Source organism: Chryseobacterium sp. SIMBA_028, from assembly GCF_046535285.1.
Classification (GTDB): domain Bacteria; phylum Bacteroidota; class Bacteroidia; order Flavobacteriales; family Weeksellaceae; genus Chryseobacterium.
Genome location: NZ_JAWRWZ010000008.1, coordinates 192229 through 217561, shown reverse-complemented (window position 1 = coordinate 217561; position 25333 = coordinate 192229). Strand labels below are relative to the sequence as shown.

Genomic DNA, 25333 nt, shown 5'->3' with positions numbered 1-25333 from the left:
AATTTCCGTTGGCGAAGTTAGTCACACTCATCCAATAAAATATATTCCATTTTTGATATTTTATATTCCATTTTAAACAAGGTATTTAAAAAGAAAAATTAACTGCTTACATTTGATCGCAGTAATTCAAGTGATAAAAGCATTAACCATTCCAAGAAATAATCCAACTGTATGATGATAGATATTAAACCAAAATTTGAGGGGTTATATATTGAAGAATATAAGGCTGACAGCATCCGCCACTTTTATAAAAAAGCCAGTAGACTCAATAAATTGCTGCTTTGTTTTGTATCATCCGGAGGGATGGATCTTCAAATTAATAATTTCCCGTTTCATATACAGAGCAGTTCCATCATAATGCTTTTACCGGATACAAATCTGGCAGATATTTCCTGTAGTGATGATCTTGAATTATCCGTTTTTTATATCTCCCTGGATTTTATCAGCACCTATAGCTTTCTGACCGTCCTTTTGGCCAGTGACGAAATCAAATTCAATCCTGCCATGCCGGTAGAAAACAAAACAAGAAAACTCATTTGGGCTACCGTTCAATTAATACAGGATTATCATTCCAAAACAAAGGAACAAAGCACGGTAGAATCTGTACAATATCTACTTTATGCTCTTCTCGAGCTCGTTTCAAAGCTTTACCTGCCAATCATCAGAAATAACAGCCTTTTGCAAACCAGAAGTCAGGATATTATAGAGCATTTTTTTGAACTGTTGAATAAACATGGGCATTTGGAGCGAAGTGTCTTATTCTATTCCAATCAATTGCATCTTTCCCCGCAGTATTTAAGCAGTTTCATCAAAAAGGAAACGGGGAAACCCATTAAGCAATGGATCAGCTATAGAGTGATAAAACAGGCCAAAGAACTTCTCAAAACCACCCCGCTTTCCATTAAAGAGATCAGCAATCAGCTGCAATTTGTAGATTCTTCCCTTTTCTGTCGGTATTTCAGACGTTGTACAGGAATCACGGCCAATACCTACAGAGAGAATTACAGGATTAAAAAATAACATTACACTTCTACACTGTTTTTACATTTTTGTATTTTTGGCGTCTGAAAAAACTATGTATGCTAAGGAAAACTTTGTTACTATCTACTGTCTTAATGCTGTTTGCTCATTGTAAAAAAGAAGATCCTGTAATAAAAACAGGAGTACAGGATTCCATAAAACCCAAAAATACAGTCGTTTCCATTCAAAAAGTCCAGGATAATTCCCAGATTGAAACAGTAAAGACCTTTCTGAAATGGTATAAAGAAAATGAAGATAAAATCTACAGTTTCAACTCCATAAAAGGTGGACCTCAGACTGAAAATGATACTCCATCCAATTATTCTATAGATTTTGATGAAGTGGATAAAGAAATTAAATTTCTGGAAAACAGTGATTTATTTTCTCAACAGTTTCTATCTGTTTATAAGAAAAGGTATGTGGATGGAAATGAATATTTCAAACAAAACCCGGCTAACGACGGCCCTCCGTCTGGTTTCGACTATGATTATTTCTTTATGACACAGGATGATTATCAATCTGATTTAAAGAATATCGACACGATACAATTCACCGTAAAGCCGATTAATGAACAATCGTGCAAGGTCGAATTTCATTTGAAAAACTGCGGTATGACCTATAGATATACCCTTACCAAGGGCGATCAATGGAAAATAGAATCCATTAAAAACATAAGCTAAGTGATCTTTATTCATTTTAAAAGGGACTGCACATAAAAAAACAGGAATTTATGATTTTCCTGTTTTTTTTATTAAACTCAATATAAATTACTTTCTATTTTTTAATGATTTTCTTGGAGAACGAAGCCCCGTTTCTGAATTCTCCATGAAGAATATAAACTCCTTTCGGAAGCTTTGAGATATCAATATTATTTGAATTTTCAGCGGTTAAAACAACCTTACCATCAAGGGAAGTAACGCTAGCCTTTTTAATCTCCTCTTTTGATCTCAGAGTAATAACATCTGTGCTTGGGTTCGGGTATACTGATATTTCAGCTTTTCTACTATCCAGATCAATGGTTGATAATACTTCTGTCTCAAGATAGGATACCGTTTTTGCAGTGTTCGTATTTCCTAAAAGGACAAAGGTATTAATGGCAAAACTAAATACCGGACCTGCAGTCTGGCTTACCCACTGATAAGATTCATTGGTGTAGGTAGCGGTAATAGGAGCTGGTACACTTGCAATAGTCTGTATTGCAGTTCTTATTCTTTTTATCCTCAACACATTGGTATAGGTTCCCGTAGGAGTTATTATGGTTCCATAGGCATCTACAGTCTGGCTCACCTGCCCTGTTTCATTGGTATTTCCAATGGCAGCGGAAACACTATTAAACTCATAGGCATCATCAAATTGCTGCAGATAGGTAACCGGAAACTTATACTCAATCAATGGATTAACATACGTAGTCGTCACATCTCCCAATGAAGGTCCTGAATAGGATCCTAACATTGTTGCTTCTGTATCCGTCATACTATTAAAGTCATTAGTTTCTATACCGGTTGGTGTCGTAATCCTGTTCGCTGTGGGAAATCTAAAGCAATTGGACTGTCCGGGACATGTCTTTGTTGTAAGGGTAAGAGTATTAGTACCGGTATAGCCTGAGAAATCCCAGGTAACATTAGCCCCTGCCAGACCTGCTGTAATAGAGGTTCCTGTTACATCCTCAGATTTGAGTGTAATGGTGCTGTTAATTCGATCAACGCCTGCTCTTGTTATGGACGGTTGAGCATAAACCATCATTCCGTTTACAAGAAATAAGATAAGAGTTAGTTTTTTCATATTATTTTGGTTTAAGATTGGTGTCAGTTTTTTTATATTGAATGTAAGGAGCTGTATCCCTAAAAAAGTATTTTCATCTACCTAAGGTATTTTTTATTCTACAAACAACTCTGCAACAAAATACCCAGCAGAATAGCTGGGCATTTTTATATTTAGTTAAATGACTGTCTGTAATTTAATGGTGTTTTGTCTGTCTTCTTTTTAAATAGTTTATTAAAGGATTGTGGATGCTCAAACCCCAATGCATAAGCTACTTCGGATACAGAGAAATTAGTTGCTGTAAGATACTCCTTGGCTTTTTCAATCAGTTTTTCATGAATATGCTGTTGAGCATTCTGTCCGGTAAGATTCCTCAGCATATCACTCAGGTAATGAGGTGAGAGATTCAGTTCTGAGGCCAAAAATTCTACTGTAGGAAGTCCATGAGTTAAAGTTTTCTGTTCATTAAAATAATCCTCAAGGATCGTTTCCATTTTGGTCAGAAAATCACTATTTACAGTTTTTCTTGTAATAAATTGTCTTTTATAGAAACGGTTGCTATAGTTAAGAAGAACCTCTATATAGGACACTATTACATCCTGACTTACTTCATCAATTGCTGTGTTCAGTTCATTTTTGATGCTATCCAGAAGCCCGGTTATTATACTTTTTTCGTGATCGGACAAATGCAGGGCTTCATTTGTATCATAGGAAAAGAACCCTAAATTTTTAATCGTCTTTCCCAAAGGATAATTTCTGATAAAATCCGGATGCACTACAAGTGTATATCCACAATATTCGGCATTCTCTTCAGGAGAAAGAATCTGGCCTGGCGCCGTAAACATCATTCCTCCCTCATTAAAGTCATAATATCCCTGTCCATAGCCCATTTTCTTACCATTCATGGAAAATTTGTAGGAAATCTTATAAAAATTCAATAAAAAACTTTTACCCATCAAGTCATTATTGATACTCATCCTTTCATTATCCATAAGACTTACCAATGGATGAAGCGGACCAGGAAGCTGCAACAAATTGTGCAATTCCGATATGGATGAAATTTTCATAGGACTATTTTCTTTCTTTTCCATAATGTAAAGGTATAAAATTTTCGATTAAAAAAACATGTAAAAACCACATAATCAATACCGTATATTTACGGAATTATTATATAAACTGTTTTCCCAGCTGATCCCTGAAAGCTTCATCTCCCAGTTCCAATCTTTGTGCATATAGAAGTTTTGCATCCTCGCCCGCTACATATCTCAGTTTCTTTTTACCATCTGTAGCAGCCTCATATACCACCTCTGCAATCTGTGCAGGTGTAGAGGCAGCCTCCATCATTCCTTCCATGCTGGAATATAAAGAATTAATCATTTCTTCATAAGCAGGACTGGTTGCAGAATCTAAAGAACGGCTTACAAAATCAGTCTTAATTCCTCCTGGAGAAACAGTCTTGATATCTATTCCGAATTTATTAAGTTCAAAAGCCATACTTTCACTCCATCCTTCCAATGCCCATTTTGTGGCATGATAAGTTGATCCCAAAGGAAACGCAATTAAGCCCCCTATTGAAGTGGTAGAAATAAAGGTTCCATTTTCCCTCTCTCTGAAATAAGGAATAAATGCTTGAGTAACGCGGATAACACCTAATAAATTTGTATTCAGCTGCTTTACGATCTGATCATCGCTAAGCGCTTCTAAAGGCCCAATAAGACCATATCCCGCATTATTGAAGACGACGTCCACATTACCTAATTCAAGCGATTTTTTAACCGTTGATTGAATTTGTGCCGGATTGGTTACATCCAACGGAAGCAAGGTTACATTTTCCAGGGAAGCCAATTCCGTCTCTGCTTCCGGATTTCTCATTGTAGCAATAACATTCCAGCCTTTGCTTTGAAATAATTGGGCAGTTGCTTTTCCTAATCCTGTAGAAGCACCTGTTATAAAAATTGTTTTCATTTTTTTCTTGTTTAAAATTACAGGACAAAGTTCAGAAACAAAAGAAAAGCAGAAGTTGCCAAAACGGATTAAGCTGTAGCCAAAATGGATGGGTTGAAAATAAAAAGTATCGAATCAAAAAAATCCTTTAGTTTGAATGATCAACTAAAGGATTTCACCCCGGAAATACATACATATGGATCCTTCTCGGAGCTAAAAATCAATATTTAATAAACGCTTCTTTATATAGTATCTACTGTAACTTTCTTCATCTCATACCCTTCATAGTCAAAAACTTCTGACATAGACAATCCCAATTCTCTACTCACTCCTTCTCCATAGGCAGAATCAGCCCGATAACAGTTTCTGATATGACGAATTTGTATAAACTTTTGTGCACCTCCTACTGCTTCTGCTGTATTTTTAAATAAAACCTCTTTTTGCTGATCAGACATCAGCCTGAAAAGATTTCCCGGTTGAGAAAAATAATCAGCATCTTCACGATGATCCCAATGGGCAGCGGCACCATCAATAGGCAAAGAAGGTTCGCTAAAATCATGTTGCTCCTGCCATTGATGAAAACTATTAGGCTCGTACCCTATTGTACTTCCAAAGTTTCCATCCGTTCTCATGGCACCATCCCGATGATAGGATTGGTATGGACATTTAGGAGCATTAACAGGAATCTGATGATGGTTAACTCCTAGTCGGTACCGTTGCGTATCTCCATAAGAAAATAAACGCCCCTGAAGCATCTTATCCGGTGAAAAGCTTATTCCAGGCACTATAGAAGCAGGATTAAAAGCAGCCTGCTCAACTTCAGCAAAATAATTGGATGGATTTCTATTCAATACAAGTTCTCCTACCGGAATAAGAGGATAATCCCCGTGAGGCCAAACTTTTGTTAAGTCAAATGGATTGATGTGATAGCTACTGGCATCTTTTTCCTCCATGATCTGAACATACATTGTCCACTTAGGAAAGTCACCTTTCTCAATGCTCTCATATAGATCTTTTTGATGGCTTTCCCGATCACTGCCAATGATTGCTTTTGCCTCTTCATTGCTCATATTTTGGATCCCCTGCTGTGTTTTAAAATGAAACTTGACCCAGAACCGGTTATTTTTATCATCAATAAAACTAAAAGTATGACTGCCAAAACCATCCATATGCCTGTAAGATCTGGGTATGCCGCGGTCACTCATGGTTATGGTAACCTGATGAAGAGATTCCGGCAATAAAGTCCAGAAATCCCAGTTATTATCCGCACTTCTGAGATTGGTTCTGGGATCTCTTTTCACAGCATGATTTAAGTCGGGAAACTTTAATGGATCACGAAGAAAGAAAACAGGTGTATTATTCCCTACAAGATCCCAGTTTCCCTCTTCTGTATAGAGTTTTATGGCAAAACCACGGATATCTCTTTCTGCATCAGCAGCCCCACGTTCACCAGCTACAGTAGAAAAGCGAACAAATAAAGGAGTTTCCTTTCCAATAGAAGAAAAGATCTTTGCTTTTGTATAGCGGGTAATATCATGGGTTACCCTGAAAACCCCATACGCACCTGATCCTTTGGCATGCATTCTTCGTTCCGGAATTACTTCACGGTCAAAATGAGCCATTTTTTCTAAAAACCACACATCTTGTAATAAAGCGGGACCACGGCGTCCCGCAGTTTGGATATTCTGATTGTCTGGCACAGGTGCTCCGGTTCGGTTCGTTAATTTATCTTCGTTCATGTTGTATAATTTATTATTCAAAATTATCGGATTAATATCAGGGCAGAATCATCCAGTTTATACAAAAAAAAGCAGTCCAAAAATAGATTAGCCTGATGTATTGACTAAAATAGCCACAGCATCGGAAGTCTTTCCATTCATTTGTTTTTTGTAAGTTTGCCTTTATCAATTTTTATGGCAGAATACATCCTTGAAAACACCAATCTCAGTACACTTTCCGTATATGATCTTTTGAAACATACCACAGAAAGTGCCTTTGTTGGTATGAGGGATTTTCGTGAGATCTATCCTTTGACCATAGAAAATAATATTGGGACATTTACAAAGAATACCTCTCTGGAGGACTTCCCTATAGTCACTATAAGCCGCATAGGCAGTTCATTGCTGTGTTCATGTACCTGTAACCATTCCAAAGATCAGCTCTGTTTACATCAGGCAGAAATTATCCATTGTATTCTGGAGGAAAAAAACTACAGGATCTTCTTTGATGATACTCTTCGAAGAAAAACACTGATTCCAAAAGCAAAAGGATATGGCCTGGAAAATGAACCGGATCTTGATCTTTATTTCCAGTTGAAATACATAGATGGGAAACTTGAAATACAGCCTAAAATTAAGGAAATGCTTCCGATGGATGAACTCCTTTTCAAAAAAGAACTTCTTCCTCAACAACCTTCGAAATTAGAGGAACTGGCACTTTTTGAAACCGGTAAAAAACAGATATTGGTGATAGGAAAACACCGGTACTACAATCACCTCGTCTTTTCATTAATGGAAGCCGAAATAACCCAGACAGGAAAAATTAAAAATCCTGTAAGTTCTGTAGATGCCATGCAGCTGATATGGAAAGCAGAAAAACCGTTGGAGATTAAATTCTATACAGCCATTGCTTCCTTTCATAACAACTACAATGAGGAATATAATTCCGCCGAATTGGAAGCTTTAAAACTGATTGTACAAAATCCGTTGGGTCTTGATGTGTATTATCATGACAGGGATATTGCTGAAACGGTCTCCTCAAAGTCGCTTACAACCATTAAACTTAACACTTTAGATGCAGAGGTACAACTATCTGTATTTAAGAAAGATCCGTTTTATGAAATTACAGGAGAATTATTATTTAATGATATTTCTGTGCCTTTCAAAAATGTTATCATCAGAAACGAGTATTTTGTTTATAACAACAACACTTTCAGTCTTGTAGATCATCCGGACATCCTCAGAATCATCAAGTTTTTTAAGACAAACAATGAAATTTTACTGGTGCATTCTTCCAAATATGAAGCTTTCATGCAGAATATTTTATCCAATATAGAAGAACGTATCCATATCAATTATAGCTATATACAGCCTGCAACGAAAGTACAACTTAAAGATAAGAATTATCAGACTGAAAGAGTGGTTTATCTCCGTCAACAGGAAAATTATATTGGAATAACACCTGTAATGAAGTATGGCCAGGTTGAAGTTCCTGTCTATTCCAGAAAGCAGATTTTCGATACCGACCAAAACGGAAACATCTTTAAAATAGACAGAAGTGAGGCAGCCGAGGCGCGCTTTACTTCTTTAATTATGCAACAGCATCCTGATTTTGAGGAGCAAATGGACGGCTATGATTATTTTTATCTCCACAGAGATAAATTTCTGGACGATAACTGGTTTCTTGAAGCTTTTGAAACATGGAGAAATGAAGGAATCATCATACTGGGCTTCAACGAATTAAAAAACAATAAGTTAAACCCACATCGCGCAAAAATAAACATACAGATTACCAGCGGATTAGACTGGTTCAACGCGAAGCTAAAAGTTGGATTTGGACCAAAAGAAGCTACCCTAAAACAGCTTCACAGAACCCTTCGTAATAAAAGTAAATTTGTTCAGCTGGATGATGGAACCCTGGGAATTCTCCCTGAGGAATGGATGGACAAGATTGCTGCTTATTTTCAGGCAGGAGAAATTGATGAAGAATTATTAAAAATTCCAAAAATCAACTTTACAGAAGTTTCTTCACTTTTTGAAAAAGAGGTACTGAGTACAGAGACATGGGATGAAATTACCTCCTATTCTTCTCAGTTTTCAGCGCTTAAAGATATCCCCAAAATAGATATTCCTGCTGGATTAAATGCAGAACTAAGGGATTATCAGCATGACGGATTAAATTGGCTTAATTTCCTGGACGGATTTAATTTCGGAGGATGCCTTGCCGATGATATGGGACTGGGAAAAACGCTTCAGATTATTGCATTCATCTTATCCCAGAGAGAAAAACGCGGAAACACTACCAATCTTGTTGTTGTCCCTACTTCACTGCTTTTCAACTGGCAGGATGAGATCAGTAAGTTTGCACCATCTATAAAAACTTTAATTCATTATGGTCCCGACAGAAAGAAATCCACAGCGCATTTTCCAGATTATGAAATCATTCTCACCTCCTACGGTATGTTGCTTTCGGATATCCGATTTTTGAAGACTTTTACCTTTAACTACACTTTCCTTGATGAGTCTCAGACCATTAAAAATCCTAATTCAGAAAGGTACAAGGCAGCGCGCCTACTCCAATCCAGAAATAGGATTGTACTAACGGGTACCCCTGTTGAAAACAGCACTTTTGATCTTTACAGCCAGCTTTCATTTGCCTGTCCCGGATTATTGGGAAGCAAACAGTATTTTAAGGATATTTATGCCATTCCTATTGATAAGTTTGAGTACAGTAAACGGGCCTTGGAGCTTCAGCAAAAGATCAAGCCATTTATTCTCCGAAGAACCAAAAAACAAGTAGCAAAAGAACTTCCGGAAAAAACAGAAACAGTTATCTACTGTGAAATGAATGCCGAACAGCGTAGGATTTATGATGCCTATGAAAAGGAGCTTCGAGAATTTATAGCAGCGAATGATGACGATGATCTTAATAAAAACAGCATGCATGTGCTTACAGGCCTTACAAGGCTTAGACAGATCTGTAATTCACCTATCCTGATTAAAGAGGGCTATTCCGGTGAACATGCCGTTAAAATTGAAATTCTGATGGAACAAATCCTTGGAAAGTCGAAAGATCATAAAATCCTTGTATTCTCACAATTTGTAGGAATGCTGGACCTGCTAAAACCCGAACTGGAACGCCATGGGATTCCTTTTGAATATCTTACCGGCCAAACCAAAGACAGGGGCAAAAAGGTAGCTAATTTTCAGGAAAATGAAGATATCAGGGTGTTTTTAATAAGTCTAAAAGCCGGTGGTGTTGGGCTTAACCTTACCCAAGCTGATTATATCTACCTAATTGACCCGTGGTGGAATCCTGCTACAGAAAACCAGGCCATTGACCGTAGTTACCGTATAGGCCAGACCAAGAATGTAATCGCCGTTCGAATGATATGCTCAAATACGGTGGAAGAAAAGATTCTTACGTTACAGAAAAAGAAAACAATACTAGCTCAGAATCTATTCAAAACAGATGGAAAAAAGCTTCAGGGCCTATCAAAACAGGATCTTCTCGAGATTCTAGCTAAATAATCTGATTCCATTATTCAAACAAAAACCGACAGATAGAATCTGCCGGTTAAAAAACAAAAATTGATATGGATATGATTAGATATGATATGTGTGTTTACTTTTTGATCACATTTTCAGTGATTATATTTTTATTTTTTGTAATGATTTTAAGGAGATAGGTACCTGCAACAAAATTGTTCATATTCACAATTTCAGAGGTTCCCTCCGAAAGTTTTTGCCCTGAAATATTGTAGACCTCATACTTTTCCAACCCCTCTTTGATTTTGATCGTTACAGAACCTGTAGTAGGGTTTGGATATATTTTAATACTCTTTGATAAATCCTTTGAAACCTCTGTAGTTGAAAGGTTTTCCGGCTGTACATTGATGGTATAATCCTCTGCCTGCCCAATAAACCAACCTGACGGGCATGGTAAATTTTCCAAAGTTCCCATCCATGAACTGGATTCATAAGCTTTTACTAGTCTGAAACGAGTTGTTCCCAATAATGCATTGGCAGGAATGGTAATCGTTTCGGACGTTACTCCCGATTGATGACCGGAAACAGGATCTGAATTATCCAGGTACCCAAGATTAAACTTCTCATCTGCATCAAACTGATTGTTATGATTAAAATCGATGTAGGCATAAGCAGAAACTGTGGCCTGCCCATGGGTTCCTCCTGTAACTGTTATTGGGTAACCACTTCCACGGTTTACATTGAAAACAGTTCCCGTAAAGTCTTCCATTACTGATGAATTTCCATCAATAGGGCTTTCATTTGTGAGTCCAACAAATTCTACCCTGCTTATTTCGCTTACTGTAAGGGTTGTTACATTTTCAGAACCGCAGTATGGTGCCGGGAAGCCCGGGCTGCCTCCTGAAATATTCACGGTATAATCTTCAGTCTGCCCTGCTCTTAACACCTGCTCGCAAGCTGAATTGATTGAATTCTGAGCATTAGGATCAGAATAAGCTGATACATTTGTATTTTTAAGAATTCTCATTCTTTTGCTCCCACCAGATACATTGGATGGAATGGTGATTGAACTATCAATTGTAAAAGCATTTGCCGGATTAGCCGCAGCCAATCTGCCTATAAAAAAGCTTTCCCCTGCATCATCAAAGTTGCCGTTCTGATTAAAGTCAATGTAGACCACTACATCACTTGGAAACGTGCTTGATGGTCCTTTTACAGAGATAGGATATGAATTTCCTGCTACCAGATCCGTTGAAATTGAAGTAAAATCCTAATATTCCGGAGCTGTTGTCGATGCATTGTTAATGCTTCCAAAGGTAACATTACTTATCATGTTGCTGCTGGCACCATATTCAAATGCAGGAGTGCAATATTGCGCATCCATTAGTCCGCATAAAATGACAGCAGAAAGAGTAGTTAATTTTCTCATGAAGTACTTAATTTGATTGAGGCAAATTTATATTTATTTAGAATCAATAAAAATAAGAACGTAATGACATTTATCAGTTTATTAACATTTACAATAGTTTCATTTTTAAATAATCAATAAAATCCAAACTAATTATATAATTATCAATTAGTTTGGATTGGTTATATTTAATCTTTATCAAAAAAGTATTTCGCGGAATAATTGAAAGAAAATAGTTTCACTCTGTTTTTGCTTATCTATTACCATTTTTGGAGTATAAATATCCAAATTTTCAACTTCATCAGCCTTTAATCTATTCCCTGTATCCATTCTATAGCAATACCCTATTTTTGTTTAGCGGTACTAAAATGCTCTTTTTTAATTCATATTTTCAATAAGAATCGCTGAAGCTCCCCCACCTCCGTTACAGATCGCTGCAATACCATATCGTCCTCTTTCCTGACGTAAGACGTTTACCAAAGTTACTATAATTCTGGCTCCAGAAGCCCCTATGGGATGTCCCAGCGCTACGGCTCCTCCATAGATATTTACCCGATCAAAATCATATCCCAGAATTTGCTGATTGGATAAAATTACAGAAGAATAAGCTTCATTAATTTCAAAATAGTCGATATCCGACAAGGTGAGACCCGACTGTTTCAGCACTTTTTGAATGGCAATAGACGGAGAAGTAGTAAACCATTCCGGAGATTGGGCTGCATCTGCATAGGCAACAACTCTTGCTAACGGCTTAAATCCATGCTCTTTTATTGCCTCTGAGGACGCTAGCAGTAACGCAGCAGCTCCATCATTCAGGTTACTTGAATTAGCAGCTGTTAAGGTACCATCGTCTTCAAAAGCGGGCTTTAAAAGTGATATTTTTTCAGGAATGAGTTTTTCTATATCTTCATCTCGATCTATAATTATTGTCTCTTTCTTTCCTTCAATTGATATGTTAATTAACTCATTACTAAATTTATTACCAGAGGCTGCGTCTTGTGCTCTTTTATAGGAAAGCAATGCATAGTCATCCAATTGCTGCCTTGTCAGTCCATATTTTTTCACGCCTAATTCTGCAGCACTTCCCATATGGAAATCATTGTATACATCCCACAAACCATCCTTGATAAGCCCGTCTACAAGGATTCCGTTTCCTAGTTTCTGTCCTTTACGCAGATAATGGTAATGAGGAACATTGCTCATGCTTTCCATACCACCAGTCATCACAATATTCTCCAGGCCAAGCTGGATTTGTTGAGCCCCTCCTATCGCAGCTTTCATTCCTGAGGCACAAACCTTATTGATCGTAGTAGCATCCTTATCTTCCGGAATTTTGGAAAAAATAGCGGCCTGTCTCGCTGGTGACTGTCCCACTCCTGCTCCTAAAACATTTCCCATATAAACGCTGTCTATATATTCTGTTGATTTCAATGTGTCCTTGTAGGTATTCTGTATTGCTATAGCTCCCAGTTGAGGAGCTGTAAACCCTGACAAACTCCCCATAAAACCTCCAATGGGAGTTCGCTTTGCTGCAATGATAAATGCATCTTTCATATTTCACTTATTTAAATACCGATCGGTATGTTTTTGGTTAAAAAAATTCTCCTTTGATTGGAGAGAAATACAAATATAAGTAATTATACCAATCGGTATATTGGTATTTTAAAAAAAATCCTACCTCTTTATGGTAGGATATTGGATCTTAATCCCTACTTAACTGATCCAGCTTTTTCAATAAGGTTGGCATCCTGTAAGCTCCGTGCATTTGTTCCACATGACGCTTAACCTGGTCTACGTCAATGCCTTTAGCTGTAATAAATAAGGGTGTTCTGCTTTCACCACGAAACACATTTCTCCTTTGGGAATCGGGAGTGGTAAATTCATTTTTGGCGATTCCTACCACTGCAAATTTTTCTTTTAGAACGTCATAGAGATGCCCACCCAAACCAATCTTACCATGATCATCAAGAGTAACATAGCCATCAACAATGATCACATCACCATCTTTTAACACGATCTTATTTAACAAACTTAGAATGCATGGCAGTTCTCTTTTATAGAATGCACCACTTTCATAACCGGAATTGATGTCTGTTTGTTCTGTAAAAGTTTCTATTTCTCTTTCAGAGGTCCAGTCATCAAATGCAATACACACGGTGTTGGCATAATCCTCATAATAGTAGGTATCAAATGCGTAAATCATATTTCTCTTCTAAAAAATTCACCAAAATGCCACAATATCCCAGACGGATCGTGTACAAAACATTCTTTTCCCCAATCCATTGTTTTTACAGGAGTAAGCCTTACATTTTCATATTTTTCTGTAAGCCCTAGAGACTGAAGCTCATTCCAGAATTCATCTGTATTAACCACCTCCATAAAGATCATGGTATTATCAACCCAGTCTTTCGCATAATAGTCCTGAAGGTAAAAACCTATTTCTTCTCTTATAAACAGTGATAGTTTGGATTCCAAAACAACTTCTTCAAACCCCAGATCTTTGTAAAATTGTCTGCTGATTTCAAAATTTTGCGCTCCGATAAAAGGTCTTATGGATTTCAATTTTGGTGTCATAACATTTTTGTTTCCCAGTCTTTAAAGGTCATTTCAAACTTAATCTCTCCTTTTCCATGGCTTCCAATCTCTGTCCATCCAGATTTTCTGTAGAAAACTTCAGCTCTTGTTCCTGGAGAAGTTCCAAGCCAGATATTGTCTTTTTTCTGTTCAAAATACCAATCCATCATCATATTGTGAAGCCTTCTTCCTATTCCTTTGTTTTCAAAATCAGGATGCAGAAATAGCGCCCATACATTATTTTCTTTCAGATCTACTATAGAAAAGCCTACAATCTGCTCATCTGCTTCACTTACCCAGCCTTTCCCCCTTTCAAATAGAAATTCCTCACAGTCCCTGTCTGTAACCAGACCGGGATCAGATAATGTATTTTCCTTTACTGAGTTTCTTATCACCTGAATCTGAGGAATATCTTCTAATCTGGCTTCACGAATGGTTATATTCATTATTTTTTTTGTTGGTATAAACAAAGACAAAAAGTTCTTATTACACACTTTATGTCTTTGTTCTTCCTCACTATTTTAAAGTTTTTATTGTTTTCTGTCTACCACAATTCTATCCGCTCTGTTAGCAATATCCCAGGCTGTGGTAAAAATAAGCTGAGTTCTTTTCTCCAACAGCTTATAATCAATTTTTTCAGGATCATCCGTTGGTTTATGATAGTCTTCATGAATTCCGTCAAAGAAAAATGCTACAGGAACATTGTTTTTCGCAAAATTATAATGATCTGAACGATAGTATAATTGTTCCGGATCATTAAGATCATCGTATTTGTAATTTAATTCCAGGTTATTGGTTCTCTTGTTGGCAGCCTCATTAATAACTTTGAGCTGAGAGCTTAGCATATCGGAACCAATTACATATACATACTGCTTTCCTCTGTTGGCAGGATCATCACGCCCGATCATATCAATATTAAGATCTACAACCGTATTGGCTAAAGGGAAAACAGGATTATCTGTATAATATTCTGAACCAAATAAGCCATGCTCTTCTCCTGTAACATGCAGGAATAGAACTGACCTTTTAGGACCTTTACCTGCTTTTTTAGCTTGCTGAAAAGCCTTTGCCATCTCCATTACGGCAACAGTACCACTTCCATCATCATCAGCTCCATTATATACGATCCCGTTTTTTGTTCCAACATGATCATAATGAGCAGAAACCACAACAATTTCCTCCGGTTTTTCACTACCCTCTATGAAAGCCAGAATATTTTCAGAATCCGGAAGGTTCCCACTGCCTCTTTTCTTCATAAAGTCTGACGGAACTTTTTGATAATAAGACCCTAACGCCTTAGGATGCGAAACTCCTAAACTTTTATAATAGTTAACAATATACTCTCCTGCCTTCTTTTGTCCTTTACTTCCCGTATCTCTGCCTTCCATTTCATCAGAGGCAATAACGTATAAGTTTTTCTTTAGATCATCAGCCTTAATCATATTATAAGCATCCGTAAACGCCTTATTATGTTTTGTAGAAACAGGGTGTGATGATGTACCATCAGACACCTGTGTCGTTCCACAACCGGTCATTACAGCCATGGCAAATAGCGGAATAAGTATTTTTTTCATAAAGAATAATTTTCTTAAAAATAGCAATTTTTATTGAATCCAAGGGAAAAGTTACACATTGCTACGTACTTAATTTTCATTTTTAAATATATCGAAACAAAACCAAGTAATCAATACGAGAATATTTAATAATTAATACAAAACAATATCTGTTTTTCATTATATTTGACAAAATACAATATGAATGAAAAAAATTAATGAATTTACTCATTATTCCTTTTTCACGGAAATGTCTGAGCTGGCTTCAAAACATGGAAGCTTTGATCTTTCTTTAGGCCTTCCGGATTTTGATATTGATGAGCGATTGAAATCATTTTTAAAAGAATCTGCCAACCTCGATACTCATAACTATGAACCTCTTGCTGGAAGCCCGTTACTGATCGAAAAAATTGTGGACTTTAATGCAAAACGGGAAAATAAAATCCAACTTAAAGCTCATGAAATCACCATTGTTCCCTGTGCAACCTTTGCTTTATATACTGCCCTTAAATCTATTTTAAATCAGAATGATGAAGTTATTATTATTCAACCATCTTATTACACCTACGGGCCTTCAGTAGTAATGAATGAGGGCACCCCGGTCTATTATGATCTTGAAGACGATTTTACAATAAACTGGGATCTTTTTAAAAACTGTATTTCTGCAAAAACCAAGGCCATCATCATCAATTCTCCACAAAATCCAACGGGAAAAATCTGGAAGCAGGAGGACTGGAATCAACTGTATGAATTAATCAAGGATCAGGAAATCTATTTAATTTCAGAAGAAATTTACGACACCTATTGTTATGATGAAGCTGAACATTATAGTTCATTTATTCATCCTGAGCTGAGAAAAAGGACTTTTTGTATTTTTTCCTTTGGTAAAATGTTTCATACATCAGGATGGAAAGTAAGTTACATGCTTGCTTCTGAAGAATTGACCTCTTTGTTCAGAGGTCATCAGCAATATATTTCCTATAGTGCAAATGCTCCTGCTCAATATGCTTTGGCAAAGTATCTGGAAGTATTTGATCCTGTTATAAATAAAAAAATAATGCAGAAAAAAAGAGATATTTTTAATGACCTGCTCAAAGAAACGCCTTTAGAAACTAAACAAAAAGCCGAGGGAAGTGTTTTTCAGGTGGTCAATTTTAGGAATATCTCCAAAACAATGACTGATGTAGAGTTTTCAAAATGGCTGACCATTGATAAAAAAGTAGCCTGCCTCCCTCTTTCTGCCTTTTATAATTCAAAGCAAAACTCAGATTATATCCGATTTAGTTTTGCAAAAAAAGATGAAGTAATTATACAGGCATTGGAGCATCTCAGAAAAAATCTTTAAAGGATCTGAGAAACCTTTTACATCTTGTAAAATCATTTTTTATCATCTCTATAGTTCAATAGATAACGCAGATAAAAAAAGCACCGCAAATGCGGTGCTTTTTTCTATTTTTATTGATTTTAAAGGGCAAGAACCCTTACATCAATTCTCCTGTTTTTTGCTTTACACTCGTCTGTGTCATTGGCTTCACAAATCGGATGCTGTGAGCCATACCCCTCTGCTTCTACTCTATCTGCAGATATTCCCAGTTCCAATAGCTTAAGTTTTGCAGTCTGTGCCCTTAGGTTTGAAAGCTGTAGATTACTTTCCTCATTACCACTGTTATCTGTATATCCACCTAGTTTTATTTTCAGATCAGGATAGGCATTCAGAAGCTCAGCAAGGTTATTCAATTGTAATTCATACCCAGCTTTCAGATCACTGGATCCTGTTTCAAAATAAAGATTTTCAATAGTATACCATTTATTAGGATCCAAAACTGTTTTATCTTTTTGATTAACAATATTATACAATTGATAAAGCTGGCTTGTTTCTCCTATCGCTATTGTTTTACCTCCTTTTAGTTTTACCTTTTGAATATTTCCTGTTTCATATACAAAGTCTCCATTTTCATTAAGATGTCCTTTCACTTCGCCAGAAACAATTGGACCTGTTGTAATACCTGTATGGGTATCTGAAGTGCTTGAAATTCCGGTTAAGCTTTCAATTTTAGCTTTTCTGTTGGCTTCAATTTTATCTTTATGTACAACAGCCAGCGTAGGTGCGATAACCAACGAAACAATTGACATCAACTTAATCAGAATATTCATTGATGGTCCTGAAGTGTCTTTAAATGGATCTCCCACTGTATCTCCTGTTACTGATGCTTTATGAGGCTCAGAACCTTTATAATAGGTCTGTCCATTAATGTCCACCCCTTTTTCAAATGATTTTTTGGCATTATCCCAAGCTCCTCCCGCATTATTTTGGAACATTCCCATTAGAACACCGCACACGGTAGCTCCTGCCAAAAATCCCCCCAATACTTCAGGTCCAAAAATAAACCCGATCAATAAAGGTGAAATGATTGCAATAGCTCCGGGTAACATCATCTTTCTGATAGACGCATCTGTAGAAATAGCAACACACTTTTCATATTCAGGCTGTGCTTTACCCTCTAAAATCCCCGGAATTTCACGGAACTGTCGTCTCACTTCTTCTACCATTGCCATAGCGGCTTGTCCTACTGCTGTGATGGCTAAGGATGAGAAAATGAAAGGAATCATTCCTCCTACAAATAACCCTGCCAAAACATCTGCTCTGTAAATATCAATCCCATCGATACCTGCTATCCCTACGAATGCAGCAAACAATGCCAAGGCCGTTAAAGCAGCAGAAGCAATAGCAAATCCTTTTCCTGTAGCCGCTGTCGTATTTCCTACAGCATCCAGAATATCTGTTCTTTCACGCACCTCCTTAGGAAGTTCACTCATCTCAGCAATCCCTCCGGCATTATCTGCAATGGGTCCAAAGGCATCAATAGCCAGCTGCATTGCTGTAGTAGCCATCATTCCAGCAGCAGCAATAGCCACCCCATATAATCCGGCACATAAATAGGAACCATAGATTCCTCCTGCCAATACAATAATCGGAAGTAATGTTGATTCCATTCCGACCGCAAGTCCACCGATAATATTGGTTGCATGCCCTGTGGAAGACTGTCTCACAATGCTGGAAACCGGTCTTTTTCCCATGGCTGTATAATATTCTGTAATGATACTCATAAGCGTTCCTACCACTAAACCTACCATTATAGCTCCAAAAACACCCATTTTGGTAAATTCATGGCCTCTAAGAATCATTTTTTCCGGAAGAAGATAGGTTACCAGAAAATAGGAAGAGATAGCGGTAATAACAATACTCCCCCAGTTTCCCAGATTCAGTGCATTTTGTACACTGGAGGTGGATAATCCTTCGTTATCATTGATTTTCACAAATAAAGTTCCTATCATTGAAAAAATAATCCCTGTTCCTGCAATGAGCATAGGTAATAAGATGGGTGCAAAGCCACCAAATGAATCATCTGATATTGTCTCTCTTCCTAAAACCATTGTGGCCAGAACTGTTGCCACATAGGACCCAAAAAGATCAGCTCCCATTCCTGCAACATCTCCCACGTTATCTCCTACATTATCAGCAATTGTAGCAGGATTTCTAGGATCATCCTCAGGAATTCCTGCTTCTACCTTTCCTACCAGGTCTGCTCCTACGTCTGCCGCCTTTGTATAAATACCTCCACCCACTCTTGCAAAAAGAGCAATGGACTCTGCTCCCAAAGAAAACCCGGTAAGAATCTCAATCGTCCTTTCCATTTCGTGAGAATCTACTGTGGCATCCGGTGCAAAAATCTGCTTAACGATTAAGAATAAAGCTCCTAATCCTAACACAGCAAGTCCGGCAACTCCCATTCCCATTACAGAACCTCCTGTAAAAGATACCTTAAGCGCCTTTGCTAATGAAGTTTTTGCTGCTTCTGCAGTTCGTACATTGGCTTTTGTAGCAATCTTCATCCCAATAAAGCCTGCCAATGCAGAAAATATAGCACCCACCACAAAGGCAAGACCTATACTCCAGTGAGAATTTGCATTACTGGAACCCATCACTGCCAACAGAATGGCAACCACAACCACAAAGTAGGTTAAAATCTTATATTCAGCCTTTAAAAAAGCCATTGCACCATCAGCGATATGACCACTGATAATTTTCATTTTTTCATTTCCGGCATTCTGTTTATTGACCCAGTTGCTTTGAAAAAATGTATAAAGCAAAGCTATCACCCCAAAAACCGGAATTAAATAGAACAAATCCATAGTTTATTATTTTTATATTAAAAAATTGTAATTAGTTTTATAAATATAACAAAATTATAAATACATTATAAGATCAAACCGTAATAATCCATTATTTCGTAGATTTGTTTATCACCACGAAATGAATTAAAGAACCATGAGAAACTTCATATACATTCTTTTATTGGCAATACCTATGAGCAGTTGCCAGAACAGAGTTCCACAGGAGAAAGCCGATATGATTTATTTTGGAGGTAACATTCTAACGATGGAAGATCTTTCTCCCGATGTTGAAGCTATAGCCATAAAAAATGGAAAAATACTTTTCACAGGAACAAAATCAGATGCCGACCGTTATGCTGATGCAGCAACAAAAATGATTGATCTTAATGGCAAGACCCTACTTCCAGGCTTTATAGATGTTCATGGACATCTTACTTCAAGAGCAGGAATTATGGATGCTGTAGATCTCTCTCCAGAACCCTACGGCACGGTAAATTCTATTAAGGATCTGCAGAACACAATTAAAAATTACCTTAAAGAAAAGAAAATAGCCGATAAACAGCCTATTATCGGAAATGGATATGATGATGCTATTATGACAGAACACCGACATCCAACAAGAGGGGAACTGGATGCTGCCAGTAACACCAATCCGATAATGGTTATTCATGCTTCCGGCCATGCCAGTGTCGCCAACACTGCTATGCTGAAATATCTGGAAATACCTGAATCAATAAAAGACCCTGAAGGGGGACATTTTGGAAGAGATAAAAAAACCGGAAAATTAAATGGGAAACTGGAAGAAAATGCAAGTTTTAAAGCATTACTTACTTTAACCGAAAAAATGAATAAAGGGAAAGATACCCAGGCACAAGCCCTACAGAATCTGATAAAAGCCCAGGAAGAATGGCTAAGTTATGGGCAAACCACTATTTGTGATGGAAGAACGATGGGAGAAAGTGTAGCTCTTTTACAAAATGCAGCATTTCAAAATCTTTTTAAAGCAGATGTTGTGTATTTTCCAGATTATGAATATCTTAAAAATGATTTTAATACTTTCAAGCCAAAGTATATGCACTATGAAAATCATTTGAAATTGGCAGGATTTAAGTTTTCAGATGACGGATCTCCACAAGGTAAAACAGCATGGCTCACAATACCGTATTTAATCCCTCCAGACGGACAATCCAAAGATTATAAGGGCTTCCCTATCTTTACTGATGAAACATTATATACAGATTTGAAAACCCTATTTCAAAATCATATCACAGCACAACTTCATGTGAACGGTGATGCTGCAATAGACCAGGCAATACGGGTTATTCAACGATTAAAAGACGAAAATATTTACAACCCGGAATTGCGGGCCACACTTATCCATGTACAAAACAGCCGTCCTGATCATATTCAAAAAATAAAGGATTTGGGAATCATTCCCTCTTATTTTTCTACCCATACCTATTTATGGGGTGACTGGCATTATTCAAGTGTTTTTGGCCCTGAACGGGCTTCTTTTATAAGTCCGGCCAATTCTGCATTAAAGGCTGGAATTACTTTTACCATCCATCATGATTCTCCCGTTACTCCACCCGATCTGATTACGGCAGTATATGCAGCGGTAAATAGAAAGACACGCTCAGGAAGAATTCTCGGACCTGATGAAAGAATCACTCCTCTTCAGGCATTAAAGGCAATTACCATTAATGGAGCCTATCAATTGCAAGAAGAAAATAGAAAAGGTTCTATTAAAACAGGAAAATTGGCTGATCTTGTCATACTTGATCAAAATCCTTTAACTATAGATCCTGAAAAAATCCGAGATATCACCGTTCTGGAAACCATAAAAGAAGGAAAGTCAGTTTACAAAAGAAATTAAACATTCCTGCTAACCATCCATAAAATAAAAAGACAGACGAAAATTCGTCTGTCTTTTTATTATGTTTCGAAAGAAATTCTTATCCTCCGAATTTATCTGCGTAGTCTGTTTGAGAAGCTTTGATAACTTTTCTTGCATGTTCAGCACCATATACTTCCTGAATTCTGCATTTTGCAGGCTCATCCGGTAAGTTTTTGTATGTTAAGAAATAGTGCATCAATCTCTTAACTTCTGCTTCTGGTAGCTCAGTAATATCTCTGAAATGTCCAAAAGCATGGTCATTGATCATTACCGCAACAATTTTATCATCCGCTTCTCCTCCATCGATCATTTTGAAACCACCGATTGGAATAGCTTCCATCAATAAACCTCCTGCATGGATATTGTGAGAACTTAAAACACAAATATCAAGAGGATCATGATCTCCCATTGTCACATCAGTAGCTCCTGCTTCTACAGCAAGTCTCATCACTTCTTTATCACAATATGTTCTTGGAACAAAACCATATAAAGCTGGGATGATATTAGAGAACTTCTGAGGTCTGTCTACTTTTAAATATCCTGTTTCTTTATCTACTTCATATTTAATAGTATCTGAAGGAACAATTTCCACAAATACATTTACAACATTTGGCGCATCTTCCCCTGCAGAAATTCCGTGCCATGGATGTGCTTTAAAATTTGGAATCATTATTTATCTGTTATTTTTTAAGTTATTATTAAAATTTCTTTTCTTAAATCTTCTATCGTGATTGTAATATAATCATCACTTTCCATATAGTTCATGATAAAAATAGTTTTGAACTCGTCCAGTTCAACCTCTCCTTTCAATCCGTTATAGGTAGTATGAAGTAAATCGATAATGGCATTTTTGGAATCTACAATATTCTTCCATGAATGCTTTGTAAGGTATAATTGCTGTGAGGAATTATACTCAAATTCTTCATTAATTGACTTCTCTGTAAGGAAAATAAACTCATGAACAGCTAATCCTCTATCAAATCTCTGAATAAGATTGGATGGCTTTATCCTGTCCAGAAACAACGTCATTCTTTCATAAGAGTGCGCTTTGTTCTCTGAATTTGACTTCACGGTAAGCAGTTTGATTTCCTGATTTTTAAGAGTAATGTACGAGTGTACAAATTGTCTAAGCAAAACCAGAAAAGGAATTGCAATGATTAATGCAAATGCATACGGTAGATATCCTGAAAAACTCGCCATAATTTTAGGATGCAAAATTACTAATATTTTCTGATATTACAGTTCAAATAGCGCAGGTCTTTGTGTAACTTCATGATAGCAAACGCTGTTTTCATCAAAAAAGTGATACACAAGGCTTTTTCTGGTTCTGTTTTTATCGGTATGAGGCTCTCCACCATGAAGAATATTGGCATGCCAAATCAATAAGTCCCCTTTTTTGGCTTTGAAAATTTCCTTTTTCAATCCCATTTCCTTTACTTTATTTTCAAGGAATTCTTCATAGGCCTTATAGCTTTTTTTACCGATTCTTAAGGCATTTCCTTCATTATCGTAATCGGAATTTAAGAAGTAAGGAAGTTTGTGGCTTCCAGGGATATAATGCAATGCTCCGTTATTTTCATCCACATCTTCCAGGGCTATCCATACTCCTAAAAGGCCTCCCAATGGATATGTTGTCATGTGAATACTGTCCGAATGCGTCTTCTGTTGGCTTCCATTAATGAAATTGATGCTCTGAAATAATTTTGCTTTACCATCCAATAAAACAGACAGAAACTCCAACAAATTCTTATCGCTTCCAATATTTTTAATAACCTCTGAATGATGAATGGCAAACATCAGTTTTCCACCATAACGAAACTTCAAGGTACCATCATTCATTAGTTTTTCAATCTCAGTATTGATTTTTTCTGCAGTATCAGGACTTAGAAAATTTCTTAGAATCATATATCCGTTATCATCATATTGAACTGCACTTTTTTGATTTTCTTCCGATAGATTTTTAAAAAAAGCAGTAGATGATAGCTTGTCTTTAAGAATTGCTCTTTCTGTAGCCGGCAGATGAGCAAAATCTGAACTGGAAATAGAAGAAAAATAACTCTTCTTTACTCCATATTTTTTATATAGTGGAATATTATGCTTCAGCTTATCTTTATGAAAAAAATTGTAGATGATATAGGGAAGCTTATAGTTCCTGATAAATTTTAGCATGATTAATTATTTTCTATAAAGTTACCTGTTTTTCGTAAAGGCTAGCTTAATTATTTTACTGATAATATTCAGTTTCTGATAGTTTACGATGGAAAAGAAGTATTCCTTAGCGCCAAATCTTTCATTAAAAGAAGCAACACTCGGAACATTACTTCCCATAAAGTCAAAGCTCTTATGCTCAATACATTTCTGAAGCTGGTGATCTATTGCAATGGATGGAAGATTTTTATTCTCAAGTTGAGAGGAATTGATAAACATACTAAGATAATCCGTTTCTTCCCCAGAGTACATGGCTACAAATGACTGGATATCACCTTTATACTTCACAATAAAGGTTTCCATAAGTCCGGCCTCTATCAGTTTCATCACTGTCTTCCAATAGACTTTTTTAAGGCGCATTTTGTCTATTCCTCTTACATTTTGGAGAAAAAAACCTTCAATATGAGTATTGAAATCTATCTTGTTGTTAAACTCAGCATTTGTCTGGATATCTTCGGTATGTCTAACATTTCTCCGTCTATGAATATGGTACTTCTTCTTAACGTCTTCATAGTTATTTTTAAGGAGTAAATATGATTTTTTCTTTTGGATATCCACAGGAAAACCGTTGTCCTTATTAAATGCGTAGAAAGAAATGGCGAATTTTTTTTTCAAAAATTCAAAAAAAGATAAGTTGACTTCAGGATCATCCACTTTTGAAAAAACGCCCAACTGATGGCAAAGTGCCGGCATCTGAATGATTTTAATTCCAAAATTGCTGGACCATGCTATTGGCATTACAGCCTCATAATCCTTATAAATCAAAAGTCCCCAGTTTTTACCTGCAACGATATTTAAAAATTCTTTTCGGGCAAAATCTGAAGGCTGGCATGCCTCAGATAAAGCTTTTTGATATTTTACAAAATCAATTTCATGGTATTTCAATCTCTTAATCATAATAATCCTTCGTCCGAAAAGCTAAAATAGGAATCTTGTGTAACAATAATATGGTCTAAAAGCTGAATGCTCAGCACCTTTCCTGCTTCCTTTATTTTTTGTGTAATATTAATATCTTCCTTACTTGGTTTTAAACTTCCCGAAGGATGATTATGTGCAATGATAACACCTGTTGAAAAATGTTCCAAAGCAATCTTAAACAATACTCTAACATCAACAATGGACTGGCTTATGCCTCCCTGAGTCAACTGTGAAATATGGATAACCTTATTGCTGTTATTCATAAAAATGGCCCAAAATTCCTCTGTCCTTAAATCGGATAATTGGTTTTTAAGAATTGAATAAGCGTCATGACTATTTCCAATGATTGATTTTTCCGGAATTGCCTGTCCCGCTCTTCTTCTTCCGATTTCCAATGCGGTGATGATAGAAATAGCCTTCGCCTCACCTACTCCTTTGAATTTAATTAAATCCTTTACAGAAAGCAGACTTAATTGATGCCAACTATTATTAACTGAAGCTAAAATTTTTCTTGATAATTCTAAAACGCTTTCTTCTCTGCTTCCACTACCCATAATGATAGCCAGCAACTCCGAATCAGAAAGTGAACTCTTACCTTTCTGCAAGAATTTTTCACGGGGTCTGTCGTCTTCAGCAAGAAATTTTATAGACATGAGACAAAGTGTAC

22 protein-coding genes are annotated in these 25333 nt (G+C 36.7%); 5 read left to right on the top strand and 17 right to left on the bottom strand.

Translation table 11 applies throughout. The annotated features are described in order from the left end of the window. Positions 1 to 171 precede the first annotated feature (171 nt). Both SCA31_RS12715 and SCA31_RS12710 read left to right on the top strand, forming a co-directional pair. Positions 172 to 1020: a helix-turn-helix domain-containing protein gene (locus SCA31_RS12715; protein ID WP_410697370.1), complete on the top strand. Its 849-nt coding sequence runs from the start codon at positions 172 to 174 to the stop codon at positions 1018 to 1020. 59 nt (positions 1021 to 1079) lie between these two features. Then, the gene (locus SCA31_RS12710; protein WP_410697369.1) at positions 1080 to 1700 is read left to right on the top strand and encodes a hypothetical protein; all 621 of its coding nucleotides are present in this window, start codon (positions 1080 to 1082) and stop codon (positions 1698 to 1700) included. A gap of 94 nt (positions 1701 to 1794) precedes the next feature. Here the strand turns inward: SCA31_RS12710 and SCA31_RS12705 are convergent, their stop codons facing one another. From SCA31_RS12705 to SCA31_RS12690, 4 genes are all read right to left on the bottom strand, one after another. Further along, positions 1795 to 2802, bottom strand: coding sequence for a T9SS type A sorting domain-containing protein (locus tag SCA31_RS12705; protein ID WP_410697368.1), 1008 nt, complete (start codon positions 2800 to 2802; stop codon positions 1795 to 1797). Positions 2803 to 2954: 152 nt separating this feature from the next. Next, on the bottom strand, positions 2955 to 3872 hold the full coding sequence (locus tag SCA31_RS12700; protein ID WP_410697367.1) for a helix-turn-helix domain-containing protein: 918 nt from the start codon (positions 3870 to 3872) through the stop codon (positions 2955 to 2957). A gap of 76 nt (positions 3873 to 3948) precedes the next feature. Further along, positions 3949 to 4746: an SDR family oxidoreductase gene (locus SCA31_RS12695; RefSeq protein WP_410697366.1), complete on the bottom strand. Its 798-nt coding sequence runs from the start codon at positions 4744 to 4746 to the stop codon at positions 3949 to 3951. A gap of 221 nt (positions 4747 to 4967) precedes the next feature. Next, entirely contained in the window at positions 4968 to 6464 is a 1497-nt protein-coding gene (locus SCA31_RS12690) for a catalase (protein ID WP_410697365.1), read from the bottom strand. Positions 6465 to 6638: 174 nt separating this feature from the next. Here SCA31_RS12690 and SCA31_RS12685 point away from each other — a divergent pair, with 174 nt between their 5' ends. Then, positions 6639 to 9974 carry a DEAD/DEAH box helicase gene (locus tag SCA31_RS12685; RefSeq protein WP_410697364.1) on the top strand — a complete coding sequence of 1112 codons (3336 nt, stop codon included), beginning with the start codon at positions 6639 to 6641 and terminating at the stop codon, positions 9972 to 9974. A gap of 94 nt (positions 9975 to 10068) precedes the next feature. Here SCA31_RS12685 and SCA31_RS12680 read toward each other — a convergent pair whose 3' ends face one another. The 7 genes from SCA31_RS12680 to SCA31_RS12650 all read right to left on the bottom strand — a co-directional run bounded on the left by SCA31_RS12680 (position 10069) and on the right by SCA31_RS12650 (position 15488). Next, on the bottom strand, positions 10069 to 11112 hold the full coding sequence (locus SCA31_RS12680; RefSeq protein WP_410697363.1) for a T9SS type A sorting domain-containing protein: 1044 nt from the start codon (positions 11110 to 11112) through the stop codon (positions 10069 to 10071). A 90-nt stretch (positions 11113 to 11202) separates the two neighbouring features. Continuing rightward, entirely contained in the window at positions 11203 to 11361 is a 159-nt protein-coding gene (locus SCA31_RS12675) for a hypothetical protein (RefSeq protein ID WP_410697362.1), read from the bottom strand. 357 nt (positions 11362 to 11718) lie between these two features. Then, positions 11719 to 12894 (bottom strand): acetyl-CoA C-acyltransferase, encoded by a 1176-nt coding sequence (locus SCA31_RS12670; RefSeq protein WP_410697361.1) that lies wholly within the window; start codon positions 12892 to 12894, stop codon positions 11719 to 11721. 148 nt (positions 12895 to 13042) lie between these two features. Continuing rightward, positions 13043 to 13543, bottom strand: coding sequence for an endonuclease V (locus SCA31_RS12665; RefSeq protein ID WP_410697360.1), 501 nt, complete (start codon positions 13541 to 13543; stop codon positions 13043 to 13045). Further along, positions 13540 to 13914 carry a glyoxalase gene (locus SCA31_RS12660; protein WP_410697359.1) on the bottom strand — a complete coding sequence of 125 codons (375 nt, stop codon included), beginning with the start codon at positions 13912 to 13914 and terminating at the stop codon, positions 13540 to 13542. Before SCA31_RS12660 ends, SCA31_RS12665 begins: the two co-directional genes overlap by 4 nt. Next, entirely contained in the window at positions 13911 to 14360 is a 450-nt protein-coding gene (locus tag SCA31_RS12655; RefSeq protein WP_410697358.1) for a GNAT family N-acetyltransferase, read from the bottom strand. Before SCA31_RS12655 ends, SCA31_RS12660 begins: the two co-directional genes overlap by 4 nt. Positions 14361 to 14444: 84 nt before the next feature. Next, positions 14445 to 15488 carry a M28 family metallopeptidase gene (locus tag SCA31_RS12650; RefSeq protein WP_410697357.1) on the bottom strand — a complete coding sequence of 348 codons (1044 nt, stop codon included), beginning with the start codon at positions 15486 to 15488 and terminating at the stop codon, positions 14445 to 14447. Positions 15489 to 15672: 184 nt separating this feature from the next. Between SCA31_RS12650 and SCA31_RS12645 the strand changes: the two genes are divergently transcribed. Continuing rightward, entirely contained in the window at positions 15673 to 16812 is a 1140-nt protein-coding gene (locus SCA31_RS12645) for an aminotransferase class I/II-fold pyridoxal phosphate-dependent enzyme (RefSeq protein ID WP_410697356.1), read from the top strand. Between the two features lie 119 nt (positions 16813 to 16931). Here the strand turns inward: SCA31_RS12645 and SCA31_RS12640 are convergent, their stop codons facing one another. Beyond that, complete coding sequence (locus SCA31_RS12640; protein ID WP_410697355.1) at positions 16932 to 19661, bottom strand: sodium-translocating pyrophosphatase; 2730 nt, start codon at positions 19659 to 19661, stop codon at positions 16932 to 16934. A 136-nt stretch (positions 19662 to 19797) separates the two neighbouring features. On the opposite strand from SCA31_RS12640, the gene SCA31_RS12635 reads away from it, so the two are divergent. Continuing rightward, positions 19798 to 21519 (top strand): amidohydrolase, encoded by a 1722-nt coding sequence (locus tag SCA31_RS12635; protein ID WP_410697354.1) that lies wholly within the window; start codon positions 19798 to 19800, stop codon positions 21517 to 21519. 79 nt (positions 21520 to 21598) lie between these two features. On the opposite strand, the gene SCA31_RS12630 is transcribed toward SCA31_RS12635, so the two are convergent. The 5 genes from SCA31_RS12630 to radC are packed head-to-tail and all read right to left on the bottom strand — an operon-like array spanning position 21599 to position 25319. Further along, the gene (locus tag SCA31_RS12630; protein WP_045496234.1) at positions 21599 to 22210 is read right to left on the bottom strand and encodes an inorganic pyrophosphatase; all 612 of its coding nucleotides are present in this window, start codon (positions 22208 to 22210) and stop codon (positions 21599 to 21601) included. 17 nt (positions 22211 to 22227) lie between these two features. Beyond that, positions 22228 to 22740, bottom strand: a complete 513-nt coding sequence (locus tag SCA31_RS12625) for a hypothetical protein (RefSeq protein WP_076355618.1) — start codon at positions 22738 to 22740, stop codon at positions 22228 to 22230. A 36-nt stretch (positions 22741 to 22776) separates the two neighbouring features. Continuing rightward, a complete protein-coding gene (locus tag SCA31_RS12620) occupies positions 22777 to 23709 on the bottom strand; it encodes a phytanoyl-CoA dioxygenase family protein (RefSeq protein WP_410697353.1) in 933 nt (310 codons plus the stop codon). Positions 23710 to 23730: 21 nt separating this feature from the next. Further along, positions 23731 to 24645 carry a hypothetical protein gene (locus SCA31_RS12615; protein WP_410697352.1) on the bottom strand — a complete coding sequence of 305 codons (915 nt, stop codon included), beginning with the start codon at positions 24643 to 24645 and terminating at the stop codon, positions 23731 to 23733. After that, a complete protein-coding gene (gene radC, locus SCA31_RS12610; RefSeq protein WP_410697351.1) occupies positions 24642 to 25319 on the bottom strand; it encodes a RadC family protein in 678 nt (225 codons plus the stop codon). Before radC ends, SCA31_RS12615 begins: the two co-directional genes overlap by 4 nt. Between the last annotated feature and the right edge of the window lie 14 nt (positions 25320 to 25333).